The sequence below is a fragment of the Streptomyces sp. NPDC016677 genome (assembly GCF_055562815.1).
In genome coordinates, this window is record NZ_JBVHEO010000014.1 from 53,843 (window position 1) to 80,138 (window position 26,296).

Annotated in this window: 16 protein-coding genes; 14 read left to right on the forward strand and 2 right to left on the reverse strand. The window is 73.9% G+C overall.

Annotated elements, in window-relative coordinates; genetic code table 11:
• The first annotated feature begins 61 nt into the window (after positions 1 to 61).
• The 7 genes from ACZ3IG_RS28530 to cobI are packed head-to-tail and all read left to right on the forward strand — an operon-like array spanning position 62 to position 10,888.
• Entirely contained in the window at positions 62 to 1,015 is a 954-nt protein-coding gene (locus ACZ3IG_RS28530; protein WP_467435623.1) for a cobalamin biosynthesis protein, read from the forward strand.
• On the forward strand, positions 1,012 to 2,520 hold the full coding sequence (locus tag ACZ3IG_RS28535) for a cobyric acid synthase (protein ID WP_467435624.1): 1,509 nt from the start codon (positions 1,012 to 1,014) through the stop codon (positions 2,518 to 2,520). The genes ACZ3IG_RS28530 and ACZ3IG_RS28535 overlap by 4 nt, the downstream gene beginning before the upstream one ends.
• Entirely contained in the window at positions 2,517 to 6,173 is a 3,657-nt protein-coding gene (gene cobN, locus ACZ3IG_RS28540; RefSeq protein ID WP_467435625.1) for a cobaltochelatase subunit CobN, read from the forward strand. Before ACZ3IG_RS28535 ends, cobN begins: the two co-directional genes overlap by 4 nt.
• Complete coding sequence (locus tag ACZ3IG_RS28545) at positions 6,173 to 8,176, forward strand: putative cobaltochelatase (protein WP_467435747.1); 2,004 nt, start codon at positions 6,173 to 6,175, stop codon at positions 8,174 to 8,176. The genes cobN and ACZ3IG_RS28545 overlap by 1 nt, the downstream gene beginning before the upstream one ends.
• Positions 8,176 to 8,784: a cob(I)yrinic acid a,c-diamide adenosyltransferase gene (gene cobO, locus ACZ3IG_RS28550; protein WP_467435626.1), complete on the forward strand. Its 609-nt coding sequence runs from the start codon at positions 8,176 to 8,178 to the stop codon at positions 8,782 to 8,784. Before ACZ3IG_RS28545 ends, cobO begins: the two co-directional genes overlap by 1 nt.
• Positions 8,781 to 10,160 carry a cobyrinate a,c-diamide synthase gene (locus tag ACZ3IG_RS28555; RefSeq protein ID WP_467435628.1) on the forward strand — a complete coding sequence of 460 codons (1,380 nt, stop codon included), beginning with the start codon at positions 8,781 to 8,783 and terminating at the stop codon, positions 10,158 to 10,160. The genes cobO and ACZ3IG_RS28555 overlap by 4 nt, the downstream gene beginning before the upstream one ends.
• Positions 10,157 to 10,888, forward strand: a complete 732-nt coding sequence (gene cobI / locus ACZ3IG_RS28560) for a precorrin-2 C(20)-methyltransferase (RefSeq protein WP_467435629.1) — start codon at positions 10,157 to 10,159, stop codon at positions 10,886 to 10,888. Before ACZ3IG_RS28555 ends, cobI begins: the two co-directional genes overlap by 4 nt.
• Positions 10,889 to 10,899: 11 nt before the next feature.
• Here cobI and ACZ3IG_RS28565 read toward each other — a convergent pair whose 3' ends face one another.
• On the reverse strand, positions 10,900 to 11,628 hold the full coding sequence (locus tag ACZ3IG_RS28565; RefSeq protein WP_467435630.1) for a ZIP family metal transporter: 729 nt from the start codon (positions 11,626 to 11,628) through the stop codon (positions 10,900 to 10,902).
• 86 nt (positions 11,629 to 11,714) lie between these two features.
• Between ACZ3IG_RS28565 and cobM the strand changes: the two genes are divergently transcribed.
• From cobM to ACZ3IG_RS28595, 6 genes are all read left to right on the forward strand, one after another.
• Positions 11,715 to 12,569 carry a precorrin-4 C(11)-methyltransferase gene (gene cobM, locus ACZ3IG_RS28570; RefSeq protein WP_467435632.1) on the forward strand — a complete coding sequence of 285 codons (855 nt, stop codon included), beginning with the start codon at positions 11,715 to 11,717 and terminating at the stop codon, positions 12,567 to 12,569.
• Positions 12,566 to 14,257: a precorrin-3B C(17)-methyltransferase gene (gene cobJ / locus ACZ3IG_RS28575; protein WP_467435633.1), complete on the forward strand. Its 1,692-nt coding sequence runs from the start codon at positions 12,566 to 12,568 to the stop codon at positions 14,255 to 14,257. Before cobM ends, cobJ begins: the two co-directional genes overlap by 4 nt.
• A 43-nt stretch (positions 14,258 to 14,300) precedes the next feature.
• Complete coding sequence (locus ACZ3IG_RS28580; RefSeq protein ID WP_467435634.1) at positions 14,301 to 15,206, forward strand: sirohydrochlorin chelatase; 906 nt, start codon at positions 14,301 to 14,303, stop codon at positions 15,204 to 15,206.
• Entirely contained in the window at positions 15,196 to 16,272 is a 1,077-nt protein-coding gene (gene cobC / locus ACZ3IG_RS28585; protein ID WP_467435636.1) for an Rv2231c family pyridoxal phosphate-dependent protein CobC, read from the forward strand. The genes ACZ3IG_RS28580 and cobC overlap by 11 nt, the downstream gene beginning before the upstream one ends.
• Positions 16,273 to 16,434: 162 nt before the next feature.
• Positions 16,435 to 23,367, forward strand: a complete 6,933-nt coding sequence (locus ACZ3IG_RS28590) for a golvesin C-terminal-like domain-containing protein (RefSeq protein WP_467435637.1) — start codon at positions 16,435 to 16,437, stop codon at positions 23,365 to 23,367.
• A 12-nt stretch (positions 23,368 to 23,379) separates the two neighbouring features.
• On the forward strand, positions 23,380 to 23,676 hold the full coding sequence (locus ACZ3IG_RS28595; RefSeq protein ID WP_467435638.1) for a hypothetical protein: 297 nt from the start codon (positions 23,380 to 23,382) through the stop codon (positions 23,674 to 23,676).
• Positions 23,677 to 23,706: 30 nt separating this feature from the next.
• Here ACZ3IG_RS28595 and ACZ3IG_RS28600 read toward each other — a convergent pair whose 3' ends face one another.
• Positions 23,707 to 24,798: an amidohydrolase family protein gene (locus tag ACZ3IG_RS28600; RefSeq protein ID WP_467435639.1), complete on the reverse strand. Its 1,092-nt coding sequence runs from the start codon at positions 24,796 to 24,798 to the stop codon at positions 23,707 to 23,709.
• 216 nt (positions 24,799 to 25,014) lie between these two features.
• Between ACZ3IG_RS28600 and ACZ3IG_RS28605 the strand changes: the two genes are divergently transcribed.
• A complete protein-coding gene (locus tag ACZ3IG_RS28605) occupies positions 25,015 to 26,118 on the forward strand; it encodes a pyridoxal-phosphate-dependent aminotransferase family protein (RefSeq protein ID WP_467435640.1) in 1,104 nt (367 codons plus the stop codon).
• Positions 26,119 to 26,296 lie beyond the last annotated feature (178 nt).

Here is a 26,296-nt window from a genome sequence, read left to right on the forward strand (position 1 = left end):
GCTGCCGTCCGGAACGCAGGCCCGGTACCTCTCCCGCCTCCCGTGTGACCGGCTGATCCCCGTGCGTGCCGGACGCGTCTTCGCGTACGGCGCCGCCGCCGGCCTCCTCGGTGACCTGCTCCTCGGCGACCCCCGCCGCGGGCATCCGGTCGCCGTCTTCGGCCGTGCCGCCGGTGCCGTGGAACAACTGCTGTGGCGTGACCACCGGGGCCGGGGCGCCCTGCACACCGCCGTGTGCGCCGGTGGCGCCGTCGCCCTCGGTGCCGTGGCCGCCCGTGCCGTACGCCCCTGCCCCGCCGCCTCCGTCGCGCTGACCGGCGCCGCCACCTGGGCCGTGGTCGGCGGGACCTCGCTGGCCCGGGAGGCGTCCGCGATCGGGCGGGCACTGGAGGCCGGGGACGTGGCGGGGGCCCGGGCCCGGCTGCCGCACCTGTGCGGACGGGACCCGCAGGCCCTGGACGCCGACGGGATCGCCCGGGCGGTGGTGGAGTCCGTCGCCGAGAACACCTCCGACGCGGTGGTGGGCGCCCTGGTGTGGGGCGCCGTGGCCGGGGTCCCCGGGCTGCTCGGCTTCCGTGCCGTCAACACCCTCGACGCGATGGTCGGGCACAAGTCGCCCCGCTACCGGCGCTACGGCTGGGCCTCCGCCCGGCTCGACGACCTCGCCGGCTGGCCGGGCGCCCGGCTGACCGCCGTACTGGCCACGGCGGCCGGGGGCGACCCGAGGGGTGCCGTACGGGCCTGGCGGGCCGACGCCGGCCGGCACCCGAGCCCCAACGCCGGCCCGGTCGAGGCATCCTTCGCGGGCGCCCTCGGCGTGCGGCTGGGCGGGACGCTGTCCTACGGCGGCCGGGTGGAGCACCGGCCCGTCCTCAACCGGAGCGGACGCGCCGTGCGGGTCGCCGACATCGACCGCGCGGTACGGCTGTCCCGGCGCGTGAGCTGGCTCGCGCTGGGCGTGTGCGCGGGCGCACGGATCGTGGGAGCGCGACTGAGGAAAGGACGTACGGCATGAACGGCGGTCTGCTCGTCGCCGGTACCACCTCCGACGCCGGGAAGAGCGTCGTGACCGCCGGGATCTGCCGGTGGCTGGTGCGGCAGGGCGTGAAGGTGGCGCCGTTCAAGGCGCAGAACATGTCCCTCAACTCGTTCGTGACGCGGGAGGGCGCCGAGATCGGGCGGGCGCAGGCCATGCAGGCGCAGGCGTGCCGCGTGGAGCCGACCGCGCTGATGAACCCCGTCCTGCTCAAGCCGGGCGGCGAACAGAGCAGCCAGGTCGTGCTGCTGGGCAAGCCGGTCGGTGAGATGAGCGCCCGCGGCTACCACGGCGGGCGGCAGCAGCGACTGCTCTGCACCGTACTGGAGTGCCTGGCCGAGCTGCGGGGCACGTATGACGCGGTGATCTGTGAGGGGGCGGGCAGTCCGGCCGAGATCAACCTGCGCCGGACCGACATCGTGAACATGGGGATCGCCCGGGGTGCCGGGCTGCCCGTCCTCGTCGTCGGCGACATCGACCGCGGCGGGGTCTTCGCCTCGTTCTTCGGCACGGTGGCGCTGCTGGCTCCCGAGGACCAGGCGCTGGTCGCCGGGTTCCTGGTGAACAAGTTCCGGGGCGATGTCTCGCTGCTGGAGCCGGGCCTGGAGATGCTGCGCGGGCTCACCGGGCGGCCCGCCTACGGCGTGCTGCCGTACCGGCACGGGCTCGGCATCGACGAGGAGGACGGGATGGCGGTGTCGCTGCGCGGCGCCGTCCGGGAGTCCCGGGTCACCGCCCCCGTCGGCGAGGACGTGCTGCGGGTCGCCGTCTGCGCGGTCCCCCTCATGTCCAACTTCACGGACGTGGACGCGCTGGCCGCCGAGCCGGGTGTCGTCGTGCGGTTCGTGGACCGGCCGGAGGAGCTGGCCGACGCGGATCTCGTCGTCGTGCCGGGGACGCGGGGGACGGTCCGGGCCCTGGAGTGGCTGCGGGAGCGGGGGCTCGCGGACGCCTTGGCGCGCCGGGTCGCCGAGGGGCGGCCGGTGCTCGGGGTCTGCGGCGGCTTCCAGCTCCTCGGCGAGCACATCGAGGACGACGTCGAGTCGCGCGCCGGGCACGTCGACGGGCTCGGTCTGCTGCCCGTGCGGGTGCGGTTCGCCCGTGAGAAGACGCTCACCCGGCCGGTGGGCGAGGCCCTCGGCGAGCGGGTCGAGGGGTACGAGATCCACCACGGGGTCGCCTCCGTGGAGGGCGGTGAGCCCTTCCTGGACGGCTGCCGGGTCGGCCAGACCTGGGGCACGCACTGGCACGGTTCGCTGGAGTCGGACGGGTTCCGGCGGGCGTTCCTGCGCGAGGTGGCCGCCGCCGCGGGCCGCCGCTTCGTGCCGGCCCCCGACACCTCGTTCGCCGCGCTGCGCGAGGAGCAGCTCGACCGGCTCGGCGACCTGATCGAACAGCACGCGGACACGGACGCGCTGTGGCGGCTCATCGAGTCCGGCGCGCCACAAGGACTGCCCTTCATTCCACCGGGAGCGCCCGTATGAGCACTGTCTTGTTGTTGTCGACCGCCGACACGGATCTGCTGGCGGCCCGTGCCGCGTCCGGTGCCTCGTACCGGATCGGCAACCCCACCCGGGTCGACGTCCAGGAGGAGCTGCCCGCGCTGCTCGACGGCGCGGACCTGGTCGTCGTACGGCTGCTCGGCGGGAAGCGGGCCTGGGAGGACGGGCTGGCCGCGCTGAAGGCGTCCGGGCTGCCGACCGTGCTGCTCGGCGGGGAGTCCGTGCCGGACGCGGAGCTGATGGCCCAGTCGTCCGTGCCGGCCGGCGTGGTCGCGGAGGCGCTGCGCTACCTGGTCGAGGGCGGCCCGGACAACCTCACCCAGCTCGCCCGGTTCCTCTCCGACACCGTGCTGCTGACCGGCGAGGGCTTCGACGAGCCGCGGAAGATGCCGGAGTACGGCGTCCACGGCGACCGCCCGTACGTCGAGGGCCGCCCGACGGTCGGCGTGCTCTTCTACCGGGCCCACGAGCTGAGCGGCAACACCGCCTTCGTGGACACCCTGTGCGACGCGATCGAGGCGAAGGGCGCCAACGCGCTCCCCGTGTACTGCGGTTCGCTGCGCGGCGCGGACGCCGGGCTGTACGAGCTGCTGGGCCGGGCGGACGCCCTGGTCGCCACCGTCCTCGCGGCCGGCGGCACGCACGCCTCGCAGGCGTCGGCCGGCGGGGACGAGGAGGCGTGGGACATCGGCGCGCTCGCCGACCTGAACGTGCCCGTGCTGCAAGGGCTCTGCCTCACCTCGTCGAAGGCGGCCTGGGAGGCGTCCGACGCCGCCCTCTCCCCCATGGACGCGGCGATGCAGGTCGCGATCCCGGAGTTCGACGGGCGCCTGGTCACCGTGCCGTTCTCCTTCAAGGAGCAGGGACCGGACGAGGTCCCGGTGTACGTCGCCGACCCCGAGCGGGCCGGGCGGGTCGCCGGGATCGCCGTACGGCACGCGGCGCTGGGGCACAAGGCGAACGCGGAGAAGAAACTGGCGCTGGTCTTCACCGCGTACCCGACCAAGCACTCGCGGGTCGGCAACGCGGTGGGTCTTGACACGCCGGCGTCGGCGGTGCGGGTGCTGGACGCGCTGCGGGCGGCGGGGTACGCGGTCGACGGGTACCCGTCCGGCGGCGACGAGCTGATCCACCGGCTGATCGAGGCCGGCGGTCACGACGTGGAGTGGCTGACGGAGGACCAGTTGGCGGCGGCGCCCGCGCGGGTGCCGCTGGCGGACTACCGGGCGTGGTTCGAGACGCTCGACCCGTCGCTGAAGGAAGCGATGCTGGAGGCGTGGGGCGAGCCGCCGGGCTCGCTGTACGTGGACGGCGACGACATCGTGCTGGCCTCCCTCCAGTTCGGGAACGTCGTGGTCATGATCCAGCCGCCGCGCGGCTTCGGGGAGAACCCGATCGCGATCTACCACGACCCCGGCATGCCGCCGTCCCACCACTACCTGGCCGCCTACCGCTGGCTGGACAACAGCTTCGGCGCCGACGCGATCGTGCACATGGGCAAGCACGGCACGATGGAGTGGCTGCCGGGCAAGGGGCTCGGGCTGAGCGCCGGGTGCGCGCCCGACGCGGTGCTGGGCGACCTGCCGCTGATCTACCCGTTCATCGTCAACGACCCCGGCGAGGGCACCCAGGCCAAGCGGCGCGGCCACGCCACGGTCGTCGACCACCTGGTGCCGCCGATGGCCCGCGCCGACACCTACGGCGACCTGGCCAAGCTGGAGCAGCTGCTCGACGAGTACGCGCTCGTCTCCGACCTGGACCCGGCGAAGGCGCCGGCCGTGCGGGCGCAGATCTGGACGCTGGTCAAGGCGGCGGAACTCCACCACGACCTGCACGTGGACGACCAGCCGGACGACGACGCGTTCGACGAGTTCGTCATGCACATCGACGGCTATCTGTGCGAGATCAAGGACGTGCAGATCCGCGACGGCCTGCACATCCTGGGCGGCGGTCCGGAGGGCGAGCCCCGCGTCAACCTCGTCCTGGCGGTGCTGCGCGCCTCGCAGGTGTGGGGCGGTCAGGCCAACGCGCTGCCCGGTCTGCGGGCGGCGCTGGCCGCGCACTTCGGGCTGGTGGAGAAGGAGCTGCTGGCCGAGCCGGGCGCCGCGGTGAAGGTGCCGGTGGAGCTGACCGGGCTGGTGGACGGCCCGGCCAGGACCGGCGCCGACGCGATCGACCTGCTGGAGCAGCTCTGCCGGCGGTTCGCGGAGGGCATGGAGGCGCGGGGCTGGGACGCGGCGGCGGTGCCGGGTCTGGTGCGGGAGGTGCTGGGCGCCGGACTGCCCGAGGCGGTCGCCGTGCTGGAGTTCGCCTGCGTCGAGGTCGTGCCGCGGCTCGCCCGCACGACGGACGAGATCGGGCACATCCTGCGGGCGCTGGAGGGCGGTTACGTGCCGGCGGGGCCGTCCGGCTCGCCGACCCGCGGGCTGGTCAACGTCCTGCCGACGGGACGGAACTTCTACTCCGTCGACCCCAAGGCGATCCCGTCCCGGCTGAGCTGGGAGGTGGGGCAGTCGCTGGCGGACTCCCTGGTCCAGCGGTACCTGGCGGACACGGGCGAGTATCCGAAGTCGGTCGGCCTGACCGTGTGGGGCACGTCCGCGATGCGCACCCAGGGCGACGACATCGCGGAGATCCTGGCGCTGCTGGGCTGCCGCCCGGTCTGGGACGACGCGTCGAGGCGGGTGACCGGCTTCGAGGTGGTGCCGGTGGCCGAGCTGGGCCGGCCGCGGATCGACGTCACGGTCCGCATCTCGGGCTTCTTCCGGGACGCGTTCCCGCACGTGGTGGGGCTGATCGACGACGCGGTACGGGCGGTGGCGGAGCTGGACGAGCCCGCCGACGCCAACTACGTACGGGCGCACGCCGACGAGGACACCGCCGAGCACGGCGACCGGCGGCGGGCCACGGCACGCGTCTTCGGCTCCAAGCCGGGGGCGTACGGCGCCGGTCTGCTGCCGCTGATCGACGCCCGCAACTGGCGCTCCGACGCGGACCTCGCCGAGGTGTACGCGGTGTGGGGCGGCTACGCCTACGGGCGGGGGCTGGACGGGCGGGCGGCCCGGGGGGACATGGAGACGGCGTTCCGGCGGATCGCCGTCGCCGCCAAGAACGTCGACACCCGCGAACACGACCTCGTCGACGCCGACGACTACTTCCAGTACCACGGCGGCATGGTGGCGATGGTCCGGCATCTGACGGGCGCGAGCCCCGAGGCGTACGTCGGTGACTCCGCCACCCCCGACCAGGTGAAGACGCGGACGCTGGGCGAGGAGACCCACCGCGTCTTCCGGGCCCGGGTGGTCAACCCGCGCTGGATGGCGGCGATGCGGCGGCACGGCTACAAGGGCGCCTTCGAGATGGCGGCGACCGTGGACTACCTGTTCGGGTACGACGCGACGGCCGGGGTCGTGGACGACTGGATGTACGAGAAGTTGTCGGCGGAGTACGTGTTCGCCCCGGAGAACCGGGAGTTCATGCGGCAGTCCAACCCCTGGGCCTTGCGCGGGATCACCGAACGGCTGCTGGAAGCAGCGGACCGGGGGCTGTGGGCCGAGCCGGACGCTCAGACGCTGGAGCGGCTGCGCGCCACGTATCTGGAGCTTGAGGGCGACTTGGAGGGTGACGACCAGTGATCACGACCCCGTTCCCGTTCACGGCCGTCGTCGGCCAGGACGACCTGCGCCTCGCGCTGCTGCTGAACGCCGTGTCCCCGGCGGTCGGCGGCGTCCTGGTCCGCGGCGAGAAGGGGACCGCGAAGAGCACGGCGGTACGGGCTCTCTCGGCCCTGATGCCGCAGGTGGACGTCGTCTCCGGGTGCCGTTTCTCCTGTGACCCCGACTCCCCCGACCCGGCCTGCCCGGACGGGCCGCACCAGCCGGGGGCCTTCGAGGCGCGGCCGGCCCGGATGGTGGAGCTGCCGGTCGGGGCCTCCGAGGACCGGCTGGTCGGGGCCCTCGACATCGAGCGGGCCCTCGCCGAGGGCGTGAAGGCGTTCGAGCCGGGGCTGCTGGCCGACGCGCACCGCGGGATTCTCTACGTCGACGAGGTCAACCTGCTCCACGACCACCTGGTCGACCTGCTGCTGGACGCGGCGGCGATGGGTGCCTCGTACGTCGAGCGCGAGGGTGTGTCGGTGCGGCACGCCGCGCGGTTCCTGCTGGTCGGGACCATGAACCCGGAGGAGGGCGAGCTGCGGCCGCAGCTCCTCGACCGGTTCGGGCTGACCGTCGAGGTCGCCGCCTCCCGCGAGCCCGACCAGCGGGTGGAGGTCGTCCGGCGGCGGCTCGCCCACGACGACGACCCCGCCGGTTTCGCGGCGCGCTGGGCCGACGAGGAGGCCGCCGTACGGGCGCGGATCGTGGCGGCGCGGGAGCTGCTGCCGTCGGTGCGGCTCGGGGACGGGGCGCTGCGGCAGATCGCGGCGACCTGCGCCGCGTTCGAGGTGGACGGGATGCGGGCCGACATCGTGATGGCGCGGACGGCGACCGCGCTGGCGGCGTGGGCCGGGCGGACCGAGGTGCTGGCGGAGGACGTGCGGCAGGCCGCGCTGCTGGCCCTTCCGCACCGGCGGCGGCGCAACCCGTTCGACGCGCCGGGGCTGGACGAGGACAAGCTCGACGAGACGCTGGAGGAGTTCGGGGACCGGGGCGACGGGGACGACGACCCCGACGGTCCCGGCGGTCCGGGCGGGGGCGGTGGGCAGCCGGCTCCCGAGGACGACGGTCCGCGGGGCGGTGACACCGCCGCGCGGCCCGAGGCCGGGGAGGGCGGCGAGCCGCAGCCGTCCGGCGGGGCCGGTGAGCAGCGGCCCGCGCCGGCCGCGGAGCCGTTCCGTACCAAGGTGCTGAGCGTGCCGGGTCTTGGCGAGGGTGCCGCCGGGCGGCGTTCGCGCGCGCGGACCGAGCACGGGCGGACGACCGGCGCCCGGCGGCCCCGGGGCGCGCTGACCAAGCTGCACCTGGCCGCGACCGTGCAAGCCGCGGCGCCGCACCAGCGGGCGCGCGGCCGGTCGGGGCCGGGGCTGGTGATCCGGCGGGACGACCTGCGGCAGGCGACGCGGGAGGGCCGCGAGGGCAATCTCGTGCTGTTCGTGGTGGACGCCTCCGGGTCGATGGCCGCGCGGCAGCGGATGAGCGCCGTGAAGGGGGCCGTCCTGTCGCTGCTGCTCGACGCCTACCAGCGGCGGGACAAGGTGGGGCTGGTGACCTTCCGGGGGACGTCGGCCGACGTCGCGCTGCCGCCGACCTCGTCGGTGGACGCGGCGGCGGCCCGCCTGGAGTCGCTGCCCACGGGCGGGCGTACGCCCCTGTCCGCCGGGCTGCTGCGCGCCCACGAGGTGCTGCGCGTGGAGCGGCTGCGGGACCCGGCGCGGCGGGCGCTGGTCGTGGTGGTGACCGACGGACGGGCCACCGGTGGCCCCGAGCCGGTGGCGCTGGCGGGACGGGCGGCGCGGCTGTTCGCGGCCGACGGCGTCGCCTCCGTGGTCGTGGACTGCGAGGCGGGGCCGGTGCGGCTGGGGCTCGCCGGGCAGCTCGCGGGCGAGCTGGGCGGTACCGCCGTGACGCTGGACGAGCTGCGGGCGGACTCGATCGCCGGGCTGGTCAAGGACGTACAGGGAAACAGGAGGGCGGCCTGATGCCGCAGGGACAGCCGAGTGTGGTTCCGGACGACGGTCTGACGACCCGTCAGCGGCGCAACCGGCCGCTGGTCGTCGTGCACACCGGGATCGGCAAGGGGAAGTCGACCGCCGCCTTCGGGCTGGCGCTGCGGGCCTGGAACCAGGGGTGGCCGATCGGGGTGTTCCAGTTCGTCAAGTCGGCGAAGTGGAAGGTCGGCGAGGAGAACGCGCTGCGGGTGCTGGGCGCCAGCGGCGAGGGCGGGTCCGTCGACTGGCACAAGATGGGCGAGGGCTGGTCCTGGGTCCAGCGCGACATCCAGGGTGACAACTCGACGAACGAGGAGAAGGCCCGCGAGGGCTGGGAGCAGGTCAAGCGGGACCTGGCCGCCGAGACGTACAAGCTGTACGTGCTCGACGAGTTCGCCTACCCGATGCACTGGGGGTGGGTGGACACCGACGAGGTGGTGCAGGTGCTGCGGGACCGGCCCGGTAGCCAGCACGTCGTGATCACCGGGCGGAACGCGCCCGAGAAGCTCGTGGGGTTCGCGGACCTGGTCACCGACATGTCCAAGGTCAAGCATCCGATGGACGCCGGGCAGAAGGGGCAGAGGGGCATCGAGTGGTGACCTCCTCCGTTCCCCGGCTGGTCGTCGCCGCGCCCTCGTCGGGGAGCGGCAAGACCACCGTCGCCACCGGGCTGATGGCCGCGTTCGCCGCGCGGGGGCTCGCCGTGTCCCCGCACAAGGTCGGGCCGGACTACATCGACCCCGGGTACCACGCGCTCGCCACCGGGCGCGTGGGACGCAACCTCGACGCGTACCTGTGCGGTGCGGAGCTGATCGCTCCGCTGTTCCTGCACGGGGCCGCCGGGTGCGACCTCGCGGTCGTCGAAGGCGTGATGGGGCTGTACGACGGGGCGTCGGGGGAAGGGGAGCTGGCGTCCACCGCGCACGTGGCCAAGCTGCTGCGGGCGCCGGTCGTGCTGGTCGTCGACGCGTCGGCGCAGGCGCGGTCGGTGGCGGCGCTGGTGCACGGGTTCGTCTCCTGGGACCCACAGGTGCGGGTCGGCGGCGTGATCCTGAACAAGGTCGGGTCGGACCGGCACGAGGCTGTGCTGCGGGAGGCGTTGCAGTCGACCGGGGTGCCCGTGCTGGGGGCGCTGCGGCGGGCCGCGCCGGTCGGGGTGCCGTCGCGGCATCTCGGGCTGGTGCCGGTCGCCGAGCGGCGGGCGGAAGCGGTCGACGCCGTCGGGGCGATGGCGGGGCAGGTGGTACGGGGGTGTGATCTGGACGCCCTTGAGCTGCTCGCCCGGTCCGCCGGGCCCCTGCCAGGGGGCCCCGCCCCCTGGACCCCCGGGCCTTCGCCCGCCCACCGCCCGGCTCGGCCGGCCGACAAGCCGGGTCCCCGCGTCGCCGTCGCCGGTGGGGCCGCGTTCACCTTCTCCTACGCGGAGCACACCGAGCTGCTCACCGCCGCCGGGGCGGAGGTCGTGCCCTTCGATCCGCTGCGGGACGAGGAGTTGCCGGAGGGGACGGACGGGCTGGTGATCGGCGGGGGCTTCCCCGAGGTGTACGCCGCCGAGCTGTCCGCCAACGAGCCGCTGCGGAAGTCGGTCGCGCGGCTCGCGGAGCGCGGTGCCCCGGTCGCGGCCGAGTGTGCCGGGCTGCTGTATCTGTGCCGGGAGCTGGACGGGATGCCGATGTGCGGGGTGCTGGACGCCACCGCGCGGATGGGCGAGCGGCTGACGCTGGGCTACCGGGACGCCGTGGCCGTCTCCGACAGCGCGCTGGCCGCCGCCGGGACGCGGATGCGGGGGCACGAGTTCCACCGGACGGTGATCGAGCCGGGGGCCGGTGCGGCTCCGGCGTGGGGGATGCGGGCGCCCGAACGGCGCCTGGAGGGTTTTGTACAGCGGGGTGTGCACGCGAGCTATCTGCACACGCACTGGGCGTCCGAGCCCGGTGTCGCCCGTCGGTTCGTGGAGAGGTGCCGGACGTCATGAGCAACACGCTGACCGGAGTGGGGGTCGGTCCCGGCGACCCCGAGCTGGTGACCGTCAAGGGGGTCAACGCGCTGCGGGCCGCCGAGGTCGTCGTCGTACCCGTGATGGACACGGGCGAGCGGGGGCGGGCCGAGGCGACCGTCCTGCACTACGTGGCGCCGGAGAAGATCCGCCGCGTGGTGTTCGCGCTCAACGAGCGCGGCGACCGGGCGCGGCGCGAGGCCGCCTGGGACGCGGCCGGTGAGACGGTGGCCGGGCTGCTGCGCTCCCACGGCTCGGTCGCCTTCGCGACCATCGGCGACCCCAACGTGTACTCGACGTTCACCTATCTCGCCCAGACCGTCGCCGTGTCCGTGCCGGGGACGGTCGTGGAGACCGTCCCCGGGATCACCGCCATGCAGGACCTCGCGGCGCGGTCCGGGGCCGTGCTGACCGAGGGGACCGAGCCGCTGACGCTGGTGCCGGTCACCGCGGGGGCCGCCGTGCTGAAGGACGCTCTGAACGGGCCGGGGACGGTCGTGGCGTACAAGTTCGGGCGGCAGGCGGCCGAGGTGGCCGAGGCGCTGCGGGAGACCGGGCGGCTGGACGACGCCGTGTGGGGGTCGGCGCTGGGCCTTGAGGAGGAGTCGATCCGGCCGGCCGCCGACCTCGACGGCACTCCCCTGCCGTACCTGTCGACGCTGATCGCGCCCGCGCGGCGGGACGGCGGCCGGGGCGGGAAACTGTGACCGGCGCCGCGCTATTCGGCGATGCCGACCACCAGCCAGATGAACCCCGCGCCGGCGACCGTGCACAGCAGGGTCGAGCGGGCGGGGTGCTCGTGGTGGGCCTCGGGGAGGATCTCGGCGGCGGCGAGGTAGAGCAGGACGCCGCCGAAGAGGCCGAGATAGGCGCCGAGGGCCTGTTCCGGGATGCTGAAGAGGAGGGTCGAGGCCGCGCCGAGCACGGGGGCGCAGGCGTCGGCGACCAGCATGGCGACGGCGCGGCGACGGGCGTTGCCGTAGAGGCTGGTGAGTGTGTAGGTGTTGAAGCCGTCCGCGAAGTCGTGGGCGATCACCGCCAGGGCGACCGCCACGCCCATGCTGCCGCCGACCTGGAAGGCCGCGCCGATCGCCACGCCGTCCATCGCGCTGTGCCCGACCATCGCCGCGGCGGCCGTCAGGCCCACCTCGGGGGCGTGGTGACCGTCCTCGCCGGCGCCGTGCGCGGCGCGGCGGGCGGCCAGCAGGCGTTCCACCAGGTGGGCCAGGAGGAACCCGGCGACGAACAGCAGCAGGGCCTCCGGGACGCCGAACACCTCGCGGCCGGCCGCCTCCAGCGCCTCCGGCAGCAGGTCCAGGCCGACCACGCCGAGCATCAGGCCCCCGGCCAGGCCCAGCACCAGGTGGCGGCGGTCGGTCACGCGCTGTGCCGTCCAGCCGCCGGCCAGCGTCATCAGGAACGCGCCGAGCGCGACGAAGACCGCCATGTGCCCTTGCTATCCGATCGTCCCGCGTCCCCGCGCGTCCGACAGCCGCAACCGCAGTAAGTATGAGTAGGAGAGGACCCGATTCCATGGCCGATGCCGATGCCCCCGCGGGCAAGGTGACCTTCGTCGGTGCCGGCCCCGGTGCCGCCGATCTGCTGACGTTCCGTGCCGCGCGCGCCATCGCCGAGGCCGATGTCGTGATCTGGGCGGCCAGCCTGGTGCAGGCCGAGGTGCTGGAGCACGCCCGGGAGGGCGCCGAGGTGCTCGACTCCGCGGCGATGTCGCTGGAGGACGTCGTCGCCGTCTACGAGCGGGCCCACCGGGAGGGTCTGGCCGTGGCCCGGGTGCACTCCGGCGACCCGGCGCTGTGGGGCGGCACGCAGGAGCAGCTCGACCGGTGCGCGGCGATCGGCATCGCGACCGAGATCGTGCCCGGCGTGTCGTCGTTCTCCGCCGTCGCCGCGCTCGCGGGGCGGGAGCTGACCATCCCGGAGGTGGCGCAGTCCGTCGTCCTCACCCGGCTGGGCGGCGGCAAGACGCCGATGCCGCCCGGGGAGGAGGTCCGCGAGTTCGCCCGGCACGGCACGACCATGGCGGTGTTCCTGTCGGCCGCCCGCAGCGGACAGCTGGTGCGGGAGCTGCTGGAGGGCGGCTACCCGACGGACACGCCGGTGGTCGTCGCCTACCAGGCGACCTGGCCGGAGGAGCTGATCGTCAGGTGCACGATCGGCACGCTGGAGGAGACGGTCAAGGAGCACAAGCTGTGGAAGCACACGCTGTTCCTGGTCGGTCCGGCCCTCGACGCGCGCGGCACCCGCTCGCACCTCTACCACCCGGGCCACTTCCACGGCTACCGCAAGGCCGACCCCCAGGCCCGCAGGGCGCTGCGCGGCCGGAAGACCGGCGACGCCCCCACCCGTACCGAAGGAGTTCCCCAGTGATCGGCCTTGTCTCCGCCACGGCGGCGGGTGCGGCGGCCCGCGACCGGCTGGCCGCCGCGTGGCCCGAGCGCACCCGTGTCTACGAGGGTCCGGTCGCGGACGCCGTACGGGCCGCGTTCGCTCAGTGCGAGCAGCTCGTGTGCTTCCTGGCGACGGGGGCCGTGGTGCGGCTCGTCGCGCCGCTGCTGGCGGACAAGCGGACCGACCCGGGCGTGGTCTGCGTCGACGAGGCGGGACGGTTCGCGGTGTCGCTGCTCGGCGGGCACGGCGGCGGGGCCAACGGGCTCGCCGCCGAGGTGGCCGGGGTGCTGGGCGCCGAGCCGGTGGTGACGACGGCGACGGACGCGGTGGGCGTACCGGGCCTGGACACGCTCGGGCTTCCCGTCGAGGGCGATGTCGCCGGGGTGACCCGGGCCCTGCTGGACGGGGAGCCGGTGGCGCTGCGGGCCGAGGTGTCCTGGCCGCTGCCGCCGCTGCCGCTGGCCGCCGAGGGGGCGTACACGGTCCGGGTGACGGACCGGCTGGTCGAGGAGACCGCCGGGGAAGTGGTCCTGCGTCCGCCGTCGCTCGTCGTCGGGGTCGGGGCGTCCCGGGGCGCGCCCGCCGAGGAGGTGCTCGGTGTCGTCGAGGGCGCCCTGCGCGAGGCCGGGCTCTCCCCCGCGTCCGTGGCCCGGATCACCACCGTGGACGCCAAGGCGGCCGAGCCCGGCATCGTGACCGCGGCGCGGCGGCTCGGGGTGCCGCTCGTGACGTACCCGGCCGGGGAACTGGCCGGTGTCGAGGTGCCCCACCCCTCCGACGCGCCGCTCGCCGCCGTCGGCACCCCCTCCGTCGCGGAGGCCGCCGCCCTGCTGGGCGGCGGTGAACTCCTCGTGCCCAAGCGGAAGTCCGAGCGCGCGGACGGCCGGCCGGCGATGGCGACCTGCGCCGTCGTACGGCGGCCGGGGCGCGGGCGGCTCGCGGTGGTCGGGCTCGGCCCTGGCGCCCGCGACCTGCTCACCCCGCGCGCGGCGGCCGAGCTGCGGCGGGCGTCGGTGCTGGTCGGCCTGGACCAGTACGTCGACCAGATCCGCGACCTGCTGCGGCCCGGCACCCGGGTGCTGGAGTCGGGGCTGGGCGCCGAGGAGGAGCGGGCCCGCACCGCCGTCGAGGAGGCCCGGCGCGGCCACGCCGTCGCGCTGATCGGCAGCGGCGACGCGGGCGTGTACGCCATGGCCTCGCCGGCGCTGGCCGAGGCGTCCGACGACATCGACGTGGTCGGGGTGCCGGGGGTGACCGCGGCGCTGGCGGCCGGGGCGGTGCTGGGCGCGCCGCTCGGCCACGACCACGTCTCCATCAGCCTGTCCGACCTGCACACGCCGTGGGAGGTCATCGAGCGCCGGGTGCGGGCGGCGGCCGAGGCCGACCTGGTGGTGACGTTCTACAACCCGCGCAGCCGGGGCCGCCACTGGCAGTTGCCCAAGGCGCTGGCGATCCTGGCGGAGCACCGGGAGCCGGCGACACCGGTCGGGGTGGTGCGCAACGCCTCCCGCGCCGACGAGTCGGCCCGGCTGACGACGCTGGCCGCGCTGGACCCGGGAGCCGTCGACATGATGACGGTCGTGACGGTCGGCAACACCGCCACCCGCGAGATCGCCGGGCGCATGGTGACGCCGCGCGGCTACCGGTGGCAGGAGAGCGCCCGATGACCCCCGAACCGCTTCACTTTTCCCGATTCCCCGAGGAGACGTTGTGACCACCCCGCCCGCCCTGCTCATCGCCGGACACGGCACCCGGGACGACGCCGGGGCCGAGGCGTTCCGGGACTTCGTGCGCGAGCTGGGCCGCCGCCACCCCGGACTGCCCGTCGCCGGCGGGTTCATCGAGCTGTCCCCGCCGCCGCTGGGCGACGCGGTCGCCGAGCTGGTGGAGCGGGGGGTGCGCCGGTTCGCCGCCGTGCCGCTGATGCTGGTGTCCGCCGGGCACGCCAAGGGCGACATCCCGGCGGCGCTGGCCCGCGAGAAGGAACGGCACGCCGGGATCTCGTACACCTACGGCCGTCCGCTGGGTCCGCACCCGGCGCTGCTGCGGGTCCTCGAGCGGCGGCTGGCCGAGGCGATGGACCCCGGCTGGGACCCGGCCGAGGTGACCGTGCTGCTGGTCGGGCGCGGGTCGACGGACCCGGACGCCAACGCCGAGGTGTTCAAGGCGGCGCGGCTGCTGTGGGAGGGGCGGGGGTACGCGGGCGTGGAGACGGCGTTCGTGTCGCTGGCGCGGCCGGACGTGCCGGGCGGCCTGGAGCGGTGCGCGCGGCTCGGCGCCCGACGGATCGTGGTGCTGCCGTACTTCCTGTTCACCGGCATCCTCCCGGACCGGGTCCGGTTCCAGACCGAGGAGTGGGCGGGGGCGCGTCCGGAGATCCAGGTGCGTTCGGCGGACGTCATCGGGCCGGAGCCGGAGCTGCTCGACCTGGTGTGGGAGCGGTACGAGGAGGCGGTGGGCGGTGATCTGCGGATGAACTGCGACTCGTGCGTGTACCGCATCGCGCTGCCGGGCTTCGAGGACAAGGTGGGGGCGCCGCAGCAGCCGCACTTCCACCCCGACGACGACGGCCATCACCACCACGGCCACGGGCACGCGCACTCCCATGCTCACTGAGGGGACCGTGCCCGCCGGGAGCGGCCACGACCTGCGCCACCACGGCGACGCCGAGGTCCGGGGCGACGGGGCCGCGCTGGTGGACCTCGCGGTCAACGTCCGCGCGGGCACCCCGCCGGCCTGGCTGCGCGAGCACCTCGCGGCCTCGCTCGGCTCGCTCGCGGCCTACCCGGACGGCCGGGCGGCGCGGGCGGCGGTGGCGGCGCGGCACGGGCTGCCGGTGGAGCGGGTGCTGCTGACGGCGGGCGCGGCGGAGGCGTTCGTGCTGCTGGCGCGGGCGCTGAAGGTGTGCCGGCCGGTCGTGGTGCACCCGCAGTTCACGGAGCCGGAGGCGGCGCTGCGGGACGCGGGGCACACGGTGGACCGGGTGCTGCTGCGCGCCGGGGACGGCTTCCGGCTGGACGCGGCGGCCGTGCCCGAGGACGCCGACCTGGTGGTGGTCGGGAACCCGACCAACCCGACGTCCGTGCTGCATCCCGCCGCAGCGGTCGCCGCGCTGGCCCGGCCCGGGCGGACGCTGGTGGTGGACGAGGCGTTCATGGACGCGGTGCCGGGCGAGCGGGAGGCACTGGCCGGGCGCACGGACGTGCCCGGTCTGGTGGTGCTGCGCAGCCTCACCAAGACCTGGGGGCTGGCCGGACTGCGGATCGGGTACGTGCTGGCGGCGCCGGACGTCATCGGCGAGCTGGAGCGCGCGCAGCCGTTGTGGCCGGTGTCCACGCCGGCGCTGGCGGCGGCCGAGGCGTGCGTGGGGCCGCGGGCGCTGGCGGAGGCCGCGCACGCCGCCCACCGCGTCGCCGCCGACCGGGACCGTCTGGTCGCCGGGCTGAAGGGGTTCGCCGGTCGGGGGCTGCGGGTGGTGGAACCGGCCGAGGGGCCCTTCGTCCTGGTACGGCTGCCGGGGGCCGCCGACGTACGCCGGCGGCTGCGGGAGCTGGGGTACGCGGTCCGGCGGGGGGACACGTTCCCGGGGCTGGACGAGGGGTGGCTGCGGCTGGCGGTACGGGACCGGGCGACGACGGACGGCTTCCTGCGGGCGCTGGAGCGGGCGGTCGGGCGGGGCTGAGCGGGGGGCGGCGGGGCGGGAACGGCGGGCCGGGACAACCGTCCGGAACTCACCCCCTCACTTTTGACATGACATTGACAATCCTGTGCGAGGCGTTGGTACACAAGTGGGCCTGAGCGCTCTCTGTGAGCACTCTGTGTCTACGGGGACAAGGAGCCCGCCATGGCGAGACCACGCCTGCGCACCCGCTTACCAGCCCGCCTCCGCACCCGGTCACGACTGCGCGCCGCCCTGGTCGGCGCCGCGGCGACCGCGCTGCTCCTCGGTTCGGCTCCGGCCGTACCCGCCCAGCAGGGCGATCAGAGATCCGCCGCCGGACCCGACACCAGTGACCCGCGCGAGGGCTGGCGCTCCAACAGTGAGCGGGCCGACGACGAACCCGGGTTCTGGGACCGCCTCTTCGGGGACGACGGCGGGGACGACGGCCGGGACGACGGGACCGCGGCCGCCGGCGACCCGGGCCGTATCACTCTGGACCGAGGACGCGGCTCCTCCCCCGTCTCCTGGCGGGTGGCCGGCGCGGCGAAGGGCGTGACGATCCGCGCGCCCCGCACGCTCCACCCCACCGGCGCGGAGCTGACCTGGAGCGCCTACCAGGGCAAGGACCTGCTGGAGTACGAGGTCCACCGCTCCACGGCGAAGGACTTCACCCCGAGCGCCGAGACGCTGCTCGCCCCCGTCGGCCGCGACAGCCGCGCCTTCACCGACCGTACGGCGGCCCCGGCCCGCGCGGGCGCCGACGGACCGGCGTACACCTACCGCGTCGCGGTGCGCACCACGCAAGGCAGGCTGCTGGCGAGCCCGGCACGCACGGTCGAACTGCCGGACCTCGGGCAGGCCGCGGCCCCGGAGGCCTACTTCCTGCCGTACACGCCCGCCCGGGTCGTCCCCGGCGAGCGGTACACCGTCGAGGCGACCCTCACCAACACCACGGACACGGTGTGGAAGAAGGGCGAGCGGGTCCTGTCGTACCGCTGGACACTGGGCGGCAAGGACGTCACCAACCTGCTCAACAAGGACGCCACGCCGCTGCCGCAGGACATGGCGCCCGGCGCCAGCGTCACCTTCGAGGCGGAGCTGAAGGCCCCCGTCCTCGCCGACCCGCTGGACAAGCGGCTTGCCTTCGGCCTGGAGTGGGACCTCAGGGAGAAGACCACCGGGAAGTGGCTCTCCGAGACGGACGGCGTGCCGCCCTCCGTCCACCGGGTCACGGCCGAGTACCCGACCTCCGGCCAGCTCGGCCTGGAGGACTTCTACTCCTACGCCGGGAAGAACACCGGCGCCGGCTCGGCGCTGATGAGCAACCTGTACGCGGGCAACGCCGTCTGGTCCTACGACGCCTTCTCCAACCCCTCCCTGGGCTTCTCGACCTTCCTGCGGCTGGCGTACAACTCGCAGGACGCCTCGCACACCCCGGCCGGTCCCGGCTGGTCGCTCCAGGCGTCCTCACCGGTGCGCCTGGGCTCCCCGCTGGACTTCCACCCCTCCGCGCTGCTGCCCGCGCAGATCACGCTGACCGACGGCGACGGCACCAGCCACGTCTTCAGCAAGAACAAGAAGGGCGGCTGGGACAGCCCCGCCGGGGTCCACTTCCGGGTCGAGCAGCTGGAGAAGGACTGCCTGCTCAAGCCGCACCAGCGGGAGGCGTGGGAGTTCCTGCGCCCGGACCGCACCCGGTTCCTCTTCGACTGCCAGGGCTATCCGAGCGCCCAGGTGGACAAGAACGGCAACCGGATGGAGTTCACCTACGAGAGCCACCTCCTCGGCCACAAGCGGCTCGCGTACGTCACCGACGCGGAGGGCCGGCGCACCCTCTCCCTCGACTACTGGGAGACGGGCGAGAAGTACGCGTACGTCGACAAGGACGGCGAGGTCCGCACCGGTGACCACCTGCTCAACCCGCTGATCATCGGCAACGTCCAGTCCGTCACCGACATCTCCGGCCGCCGCGTCGACCTCACCTTCACCGCCAAGGGCCTGCTCGCGCGGCTCACCGACGGCGCGAACGCCGAGGCGAAGCTGCGCAAGGTCTTCCGGTTCGACTACGGCACGGAACTCGACGTTCCGGCGGTGAAGCTGGAAAAGATCACCGACCCGCGCGGCAACGCGACCCGCCTGGACTACGTCGGCCCGCACGACGACAAGGACCAGCTCCCCTTCCTGGGCCGCACCAAGGCGGTCGAGGACCGGCTCGGCGGGCTGACCCGCTACCGGTACGAGGACGCCGACGGGCACGACGGCAAGGCGGTGCGGACCGTCGTCACGGACGCCGAGGACCATCCGTCGGCCCAGCTGATGGACAGCTACGGCCGCCCGGTGAAGCTCACCGACGCCAAGCAGCGCACCACGAAGCTGGCCTGGGACGCGGACAACAACGTCACGCGCCTGGAGGAGAACAACGGCGCCGCCCGCACCTGGACCTACGACCCGAAGACCGGCTACCCGCTGGAGACCAGGGACGCGGAGAGCGTCGAGCACGACCGTCCCGCCGCGACCTTCGCCTACGCCACCGGTGAGGACGGCTACATCGCCGACCTGGTGCGCAGGGTCTCCCCGGAGGGCCGGACCTGGGAGTTCGGCTACGACGCGCGCGGCAACCTGACCTCGGTCACCGACCCCAAGGGCGTCGAGAGCGAGGCCGACGGCGACTACACGTCGACCAACACCTACGACGGCCGCGGCCGGCTCGCCACCGCGACCGACGCCAACGAGCACACCACCCGCTTCGAGGACTACCACCCCTCCGGCTACCCGCGCGCCCTCGTCGACGCGCTCGGCAACCGCACGCAGACCACGTACGACGTGCGCGGCAACGTCACCGGGCTGCAGGAGGCGAACGGGGCGACGACCACGCAGACGTACGACGTCTTCGGCCGTCCGCTGGAGAACCGCCGGCCCAAGGACCAGGAGGCCGGCGACTTCATCGTGACGCCCGCCCCCGAGTACGACGCCAACGGCAACACCCTGGTGTTCACCGCCCCGAACGAGGTGCGGGGCACCAGCGAGTACGACGCCGCCGACCAGCTCGTGAAGTCCACGCAGCCCGGCGACGAGGAGGGCTCGCCGGCCCGGGTGTCGACGTTCACCTACGACAAGGCAGGCAACCAGCTCACCTCCACCGAGCCCAAGGGCAACCTGACCGACGAGCCGGGCGACTTCACCTCCACCACGAAGTACGACGAGGTGTACCAGCCCGTCGAGGCGGTCAACGCGGCCGGCGGGCGGGCCACGGCGGTCTACAACGACGTCGGTGACCTGGTGGAGGTCCGCGACGCCCGCAAGAACGAGAGCGAGGACCCGGACGACTACACCACCCGGTTCCGCTACGACCTCGACCACCGGCTCCTGGAGACCACCGACGCGGCCGGGAAGTCGACGACGAGCACCTACGACTGGGACGGGCTGACCACCGCCACCACCGACGCGGACGGCAACCGCACCGAACTGGTCCTGGACGCCCGCGCCGCCCTGGTCGAGGCCCGCGCCCCGCACGACGACTCCGTCACCCGCGCCACCCGCTTCGAGTACGACGAGGTGGGCAACCAGACCCGCGTCATCACCCCGCGCGGGGTGGAGACCGGCGACGACGACCGGGACTTCGCCGCCGAGACGGTCTACGACGAGCTGAACCGGGTCAAGGAGACGCTCACCCCGTACGACCCCGACGACACCCGGTACGACACGCCGGACCGGACGACGTACACGTACGACGAGGTGAGCCGGCTGACGAAGGTCAGCGCGCCGCCGTCCGAGGGCCAGTCGGTCCGCAACGAGACGGAGTACACCTACTTCGACACCGGCTGGATCAAGACGTCCACGGACGCCTACGACATCGTCAACCGCTACGAGTACAACGACCTCGGCCAGCAGATCCAGAACACGCTGACCAGCGCGGGCGGTTCGGTCTCCCGGACGCTGAACTCGTCGTTCTACCCGAGCGGCGCGCTGAAGTCCCGGTCGGACGACGGTGTCCCGGTCGGTCTCGCGGTCGCGCTGGTCGACAACTCCGACATCAACAACACGGCCACCCGGGGCACCTGGGAGGAGACGGCGCCCGCCGGGTCGTACGGCTACAACGCCCACACCCACCCGGCCGGTTCGGGCGAGGCCCGCTTCGTCTGGCAGCTCACCGTGCCGCAGGACGGCGACTACACCGTCTACGTCCGCCACCCGGAGGTCGACGGCGCGGCGAAGGACGCCAGGTACGAGATCAAGCACAAGGACGGGACGGAGACCCGGACCCTCGACCAGACGGAGCTGCCGGGCGAGTGGCGGTCCCTGGGCGAGTACGCCTTCACCGAGGAGCCCGGGCAGGCCGTCACCCTCACCGACGAGGCCACCGGCACGGTCGTCGCCGACGCCGTGCGGCTGGTCCGCGACAACGAGGGCGACACCGACAACGAGGCCAAGGACTTCGCCTACCGCTACGACGCCAACGGCAACCAGACCGAGATCACGGACAACAGCCCCGGGGTCCAGGTCGACCGCTACACCCTGGAGTACGACGGCCTCAACCAGCTCAGCAAGGTCGTCGAGCACGCCGGGGACACCGTCCGCAACACGACGGCGCTGACCTACGACGCCAACGGCAACCCGCTCACCACCACCCACGACCTGACCTGGAGCAAGCTGGAGTACGACGCCCTGGACCGGGTGCAGCGGATCACCAACGCCGACTCGCCCACGGCCGGGGACCGGCAGGTCACGACCCTGGAGTACACCGCCCGCGGCGAACTGGCGAAGCAGACCAAGCCCAACGGCAACGTGCTCACCGTCGACTACTACCTCGACGGGTCCACCAAGAAGACCAGCGAGCACAAGCCCGACGGCACGGTCGTCGCCGAGCACGCCCTGAAGTACACCGCCAACGGTCACAAGCTCGAAGACGTCCTGAAGCTGATGGACGCCGACGACCACGGCTCGACCATCGACAACACCTACGCGTACACCTACGACCCGCGGGACCGCATCGCGAAGGTCGCGAAGTCCGGCGACGACGAGGCGACGGAGGAGTACCGGCACGACGCGGCCGGCAACGTGGTGTGGCAGACGGTGGACGACACCACCACCACCCACCGCTACGACCGCAACCGCCTGCTGACCTCCACCGCCGACGGTGTGTCCTCGACGTACAACTACGACCCGCTGGGCCGGCTCGACACCGTCTCCTTCGGCGGCGAGACGATCCAGAAGTACCGCTACGACGGCTTCGACCGGCCGGAGTCCGTCACGGCGGGCGCCGGGGAGGCTGCGAAGACCACGCGGATGACGTACGACGCCTTCGACCGCACGGTGAAGGAGACGGCGGGCAGCGGCGACGACGCGAAGACGACCCTGTTCACCTACCTGGGCATCACGTCGCACTCCTTGAAGGAGTCCGTCACCGACGAGGGCACGACCGCCTTCCAGTACGCGTCCTGGGGCCAGAAGCTGACGCAGATCAAGGACGAGGAGGCCGACGAGAACGCGGACCCGGAGACCGCGCAGTTCCTGTACCACCCGCACGGTGACGTCGAGGCCCTGACCGGCGAGGACGGGAACACCGAGACGACGTACGGGTACACCGCCTACGGCAAGAACGACAACGCCCAGTTCACGGGCGCGGACGCGCCGGGAGCGGGTGGTGAGGAGCCGTCGGAGCCGTACAACTCCTACCGCTTCAACGCCAAGCGCTACGACACCACGTCCGGCACGTACGACATGGGCTTCCGGCAGTACGACCCGGGCCTGAACCGGTTCCTGACCCGGGACATGTACGGCGGCGCGCTGGCCGACATGGGGCTGACGACCGACCCCTTCACCGGCAACCGGTACGCCTTCGCGGGCGGCAACCCGGTCTCCTTCATCGAGATCGACGGCCACCTGTTCGGGCTGTCCTGGTCCGACATCGGGCACGCGGCCCTGGACGTGGTGGGTCTCATCCCGGCCGTGGGCGAGGTCGCCGACCTGGCCAACTGCGGCTGGTACGCGGCCGAGGGCAACTACGTCGACGCCGGCCTGTCCTGCGCCTCGGCGATCCCGTTCGCGGGGTACGGGGCGACGGCGGCGAAGGCGGCGCGCTACGGCGACCGGGCGCTGGACGCCGTCGACACGGCGGGCGACGCGGCCCGCGCGGCGGACAACGTGGCGGACGCGGGACGCGCGGCGGACGCCGGCACGCCTCCGGCGGCGACGACGCCGGACGCGCCGACGACACCGCGGGACCCGGACCCGGCTCCGGCCCCGGCCGACCCGGCCCCCGCGCCGGCGGCGCCGGCCGCCCCCGCGCCGGCCCCGCCGAAGGTCCCCGAGGCCCCGCCGGCCAGCGGCGCGGCGTGCAAGCTGGGCAACAGCTTCGTGCCCGGCACCGAGGTCCTGATGGCGGACGGCACGACCAGGCCCATCGAGGACATCGAGGAGGGCGACAGGGTCGCCGCGTCCGACGTGGAGACGGACGACGCCCAGTCCCGCACGGTCACCCGCACCATCGAGGGCGACGGCACCAAGCACCTGGTGACCATCACCGTCGACACGGACGGCCGGGCCGGCGGCAGGACCTCCACCCTCACCGCGACCGACGGCCACCCGTTCTGGCTGCCGGACCTGGCCCGGTGGGTCGAGGCCGGCGACCTGGAACGCGGCCAGTGGCTGAGCACGGGCAGCGGCAACTGGGTCCGGATCACGGCGGTGACGTCCCGGACGGCCGAGGCGACGGTGCACAACTTCTCGGTCGAGGGGTTGCACACGTACTACGTGATGGCCGGGGGCGTGCCCGCACTGGTGCACAACTGCGGGGACGGCTCCGTCTCCGACCAGGTGATGAACGAACACATCCTGCCCAGGCACGACCCGAACCACACGGACGCCTGGACGGAGTGGCCTGAGAAGTCCAAGTTCGACGACTGGGTCACCCCCGGCCACATCCGCAACTGGGCCCGGCTGGCGATGAAGAAACCGATCGACGGCCTGAACGTCGGTACCGGTTCGGCCCACCAGCACATCCTCACCATCACGGGCCGCACCAACCCCGTCGGCTACGACGCGGACAACAATCCCCTGTTCTCCATCGCGGTATGGGTGGAGAACGGCAATGTCACCAGCGTCCATCCGAACTGAACGAGGGAGTCCATGATCAACCTTCAGGTGCGCACGGGGAGCGGCGACATCGTCTCGCGCGGGTCCTGCGGACTCGACTGGGCGACGGCTCTCCAGCGCATCGACGAGGACAGGTTTCCGTTCCTGGGCAGCCTGCTGCCCTACGCGGACACCATGTTCAACTCACGGCAGACCCGACGGCTGCTCAGGGAGACCGCGGACCCGGCCGTCCGTGACCTGCTCGGTCAGGAGGCCGTGACGGAGATCGAGCGGCTCTGTCGCGAAGTCGAACGACAACCGCACCGGTACCTGTGGTTCCTGGGCGACTGAGAGGTGGTGGACGGGCGGGTCACCGGGAAGTCACCCCACGACCCGCCCGTTCACCACCACCCGCGACGGGACCCCCAGCACCCGCACATCCGCCCGGGGGTCCCGTTCGTACACCACCAGGTCGGCCGGGGCGCCCTCCCGCAGGGCGGGGCGGCCGAGCCAGGCGCGGGCCGACCAGGTGGCGGCCGAGAGGGCGGTGAGCGGCGGGATGCCGGCCGTGACCAGTTCCGCGACCTCCGCCGCCACCAGCCCGTGCGGCAGCGTGCCGCCCGCGTCCGTGCCGACGTAGACCGGGACCCCGGCGTCGTGGGCGTCGCGGACGGTGTCGTAGCGGCGGGCGTGGAGCCGGCGGAGGTGGGCGGACCAGCGGGGGAACTTGGCCTCGCCGCCGGCGGCCAGGTCCGGGAAGGTCGCGATGTTGACCAGGGTGGGGACGATCGCGACGCCCCGGGAGGCGAACAGCGGGATCAGCTCGTCGGTGAGACCGGTGGCGTGTTCGACGCAGTCGATGCCCGCCTCCACCAGGTCGCGCAGGGAGTCCTCGGCGAAGCAGTGCGCGGTGACGCGGGCGCCCAGGCGGTGGGCCTCGGCGATGGCCGCCTCCACCGCGCCGCGCGGCCAGCACGCCGACAGATCCCCGAGGTCGCGGTCGATCCAGTCGCCGACCAGCTTGACCCAGCCGTCGCCGCGCCGGGCCTCCCGGGCGACGTAGGCGGGCAGGTCCTCGGGTTCCACCTCCCAGGCGTAGCCCCGGATGTAGCGGCGGGTGCGGGCGATGTGCCGCCCGGCCCGGATGATCTTCGGCAGGTCCTCGCGGCCGTCCACCCAGCGGGTGTCGGAGGGCGACCCCGCGTCCCGCAGCAGCAGCGCCCCCGCGTCCCGGTCGGCCAGCGCCTGCCGCTCGGCGACGTCGGCGGGGACCGCCCCGTGCCGGTCGAGGCCGACGTGGCAGTGGGCGTCGACCAGGCCGGGCAGGGTCCAGCCCTCGACGGTACGGACGTCCCGGGCGCCGGCCGGACGGTCGTAGGAGACCCTGCCGTCGATCACCCACAGCTCGTCGCGGACCTCCTCCGGTCCGACGAGCACCCGGCCCTTCACGTGCAGCACCGCGCCATCGCTCATGTCCCGCAGCCTAGTCAGCCCCCGCGAGGGCTCGCCGTGCGGTCGGGTGACCGCCCGCCGCCGTAGCGGAAGCCAGGGTTCCGGGCGTGACCGTGTCGCAACGGACGGGCTCCGGCGCGAGTCGGGAGGCGTGCCGCGGTTACCCTCGACCCGTACGCCCCGCGTACGCCGACCCGTGTGCAGTGACCCCTGTGCTGTAGTGAAGAGAGCGCCACCGTGACCAACCCCTTCCTGGACCTCCCCCCGCTGAGCGCCGGCCGTTTCGCCGCGATCGAGGACCGGGTGGCGCGGCTGCTCGGCACCGCACAGGACGTGGTGATCACCCAGGGCGAGGCGCTGCTGCCGCTGGAGGGCGCGATCCGCGGGACGGCCGGGCCGGACACCGTGGCGCTGAACGTGATCACGGGACCGTACGGGCAGACCTTCGGCGACTGGCTGCGGGACTGCGGCGCGACGGTGCACGACCTGGCGGTGCCCTTCCACGAGGCGGTGACGGCGGACCGGGTGCGGGAGGCGTTGGCCGCGCACCCGGAGATCGACTTCGTGTCGCTGGTGCACGCCGAGGCGGCGACCGGGAACACCAACCCGGTCGCGGAGATCGGCGCGGTGGTGAAGGAGCACGGCGCGCTGTTCTACCTGGACGCCGTGGCCTCCGTGGGCGCCGAGCCGGTACAGCCGGACGCCTGGGGCGTGGACCTGTGCGTGATCGGGGCGCAGAAGGCGATGGGCGGTCCGGCCGGGGTGTCGGCGGTGTCGGTGAGCGAGCGGGCCTGGGCGCGGATGGCGGCGAACCCCGGGGCGCCGCGCCGGTCGTACCTCTCCCTCCTGGACTGGAAGGAGCGCTGGATCGACGGCGGGCGCACGGCGCTGCCGCACGCTCCGGCGCAGCTGGAGATGCTCGCCCTGGAGGCGTGCGTGCAGCGGATCGAGGCGGCGGGCGCGGCGTCGGTCATGGCGCGGCACGCCTCGGCCGCGGCGGCCACCCGCGCGGGAGCCCTGGCGCTGGGCGGGGGCCTCACGCCGTACGTGCGCGCGGCGCGCGACGCGGCGCCGGTCGCCACGACGCTGCGGGCGCCGGCCGGCCTGGACGCCTCGGAGCTGGTGGCGCGGGCCCTGGAGCTGGACCCGGCGCTGCCGCTGGCCGCGGGCGGGGGCGCGCTGGCCAAGGAGATGATCCGGGTCAACCACTACGGGCCGCACGCGACCCGCGGGGCCGTCCGCGGCTGTCTGGACGCGCTCGGCGCCGCGCTGGCCGAGAAGGGCCTGCCGACCGATCCGGAAGGCGCCCACCGGGCCGCCGAGGGCGCCTGGCAGGCGTAACGGGATCTGAATTCGGGATTCCTTCGGGGAGATAATCAAAAACAATTCAGAATTCTTTCCAGGGCAGCTTCCCGTATTCTTCTGCCCGCTTTCCCGAGGGCTAAACACTAAGATTTCGCGAACGCTTCCACCGGGTTACCTGATTGTGACCCGTTACACAAGCGGTCCGTTTCGCACC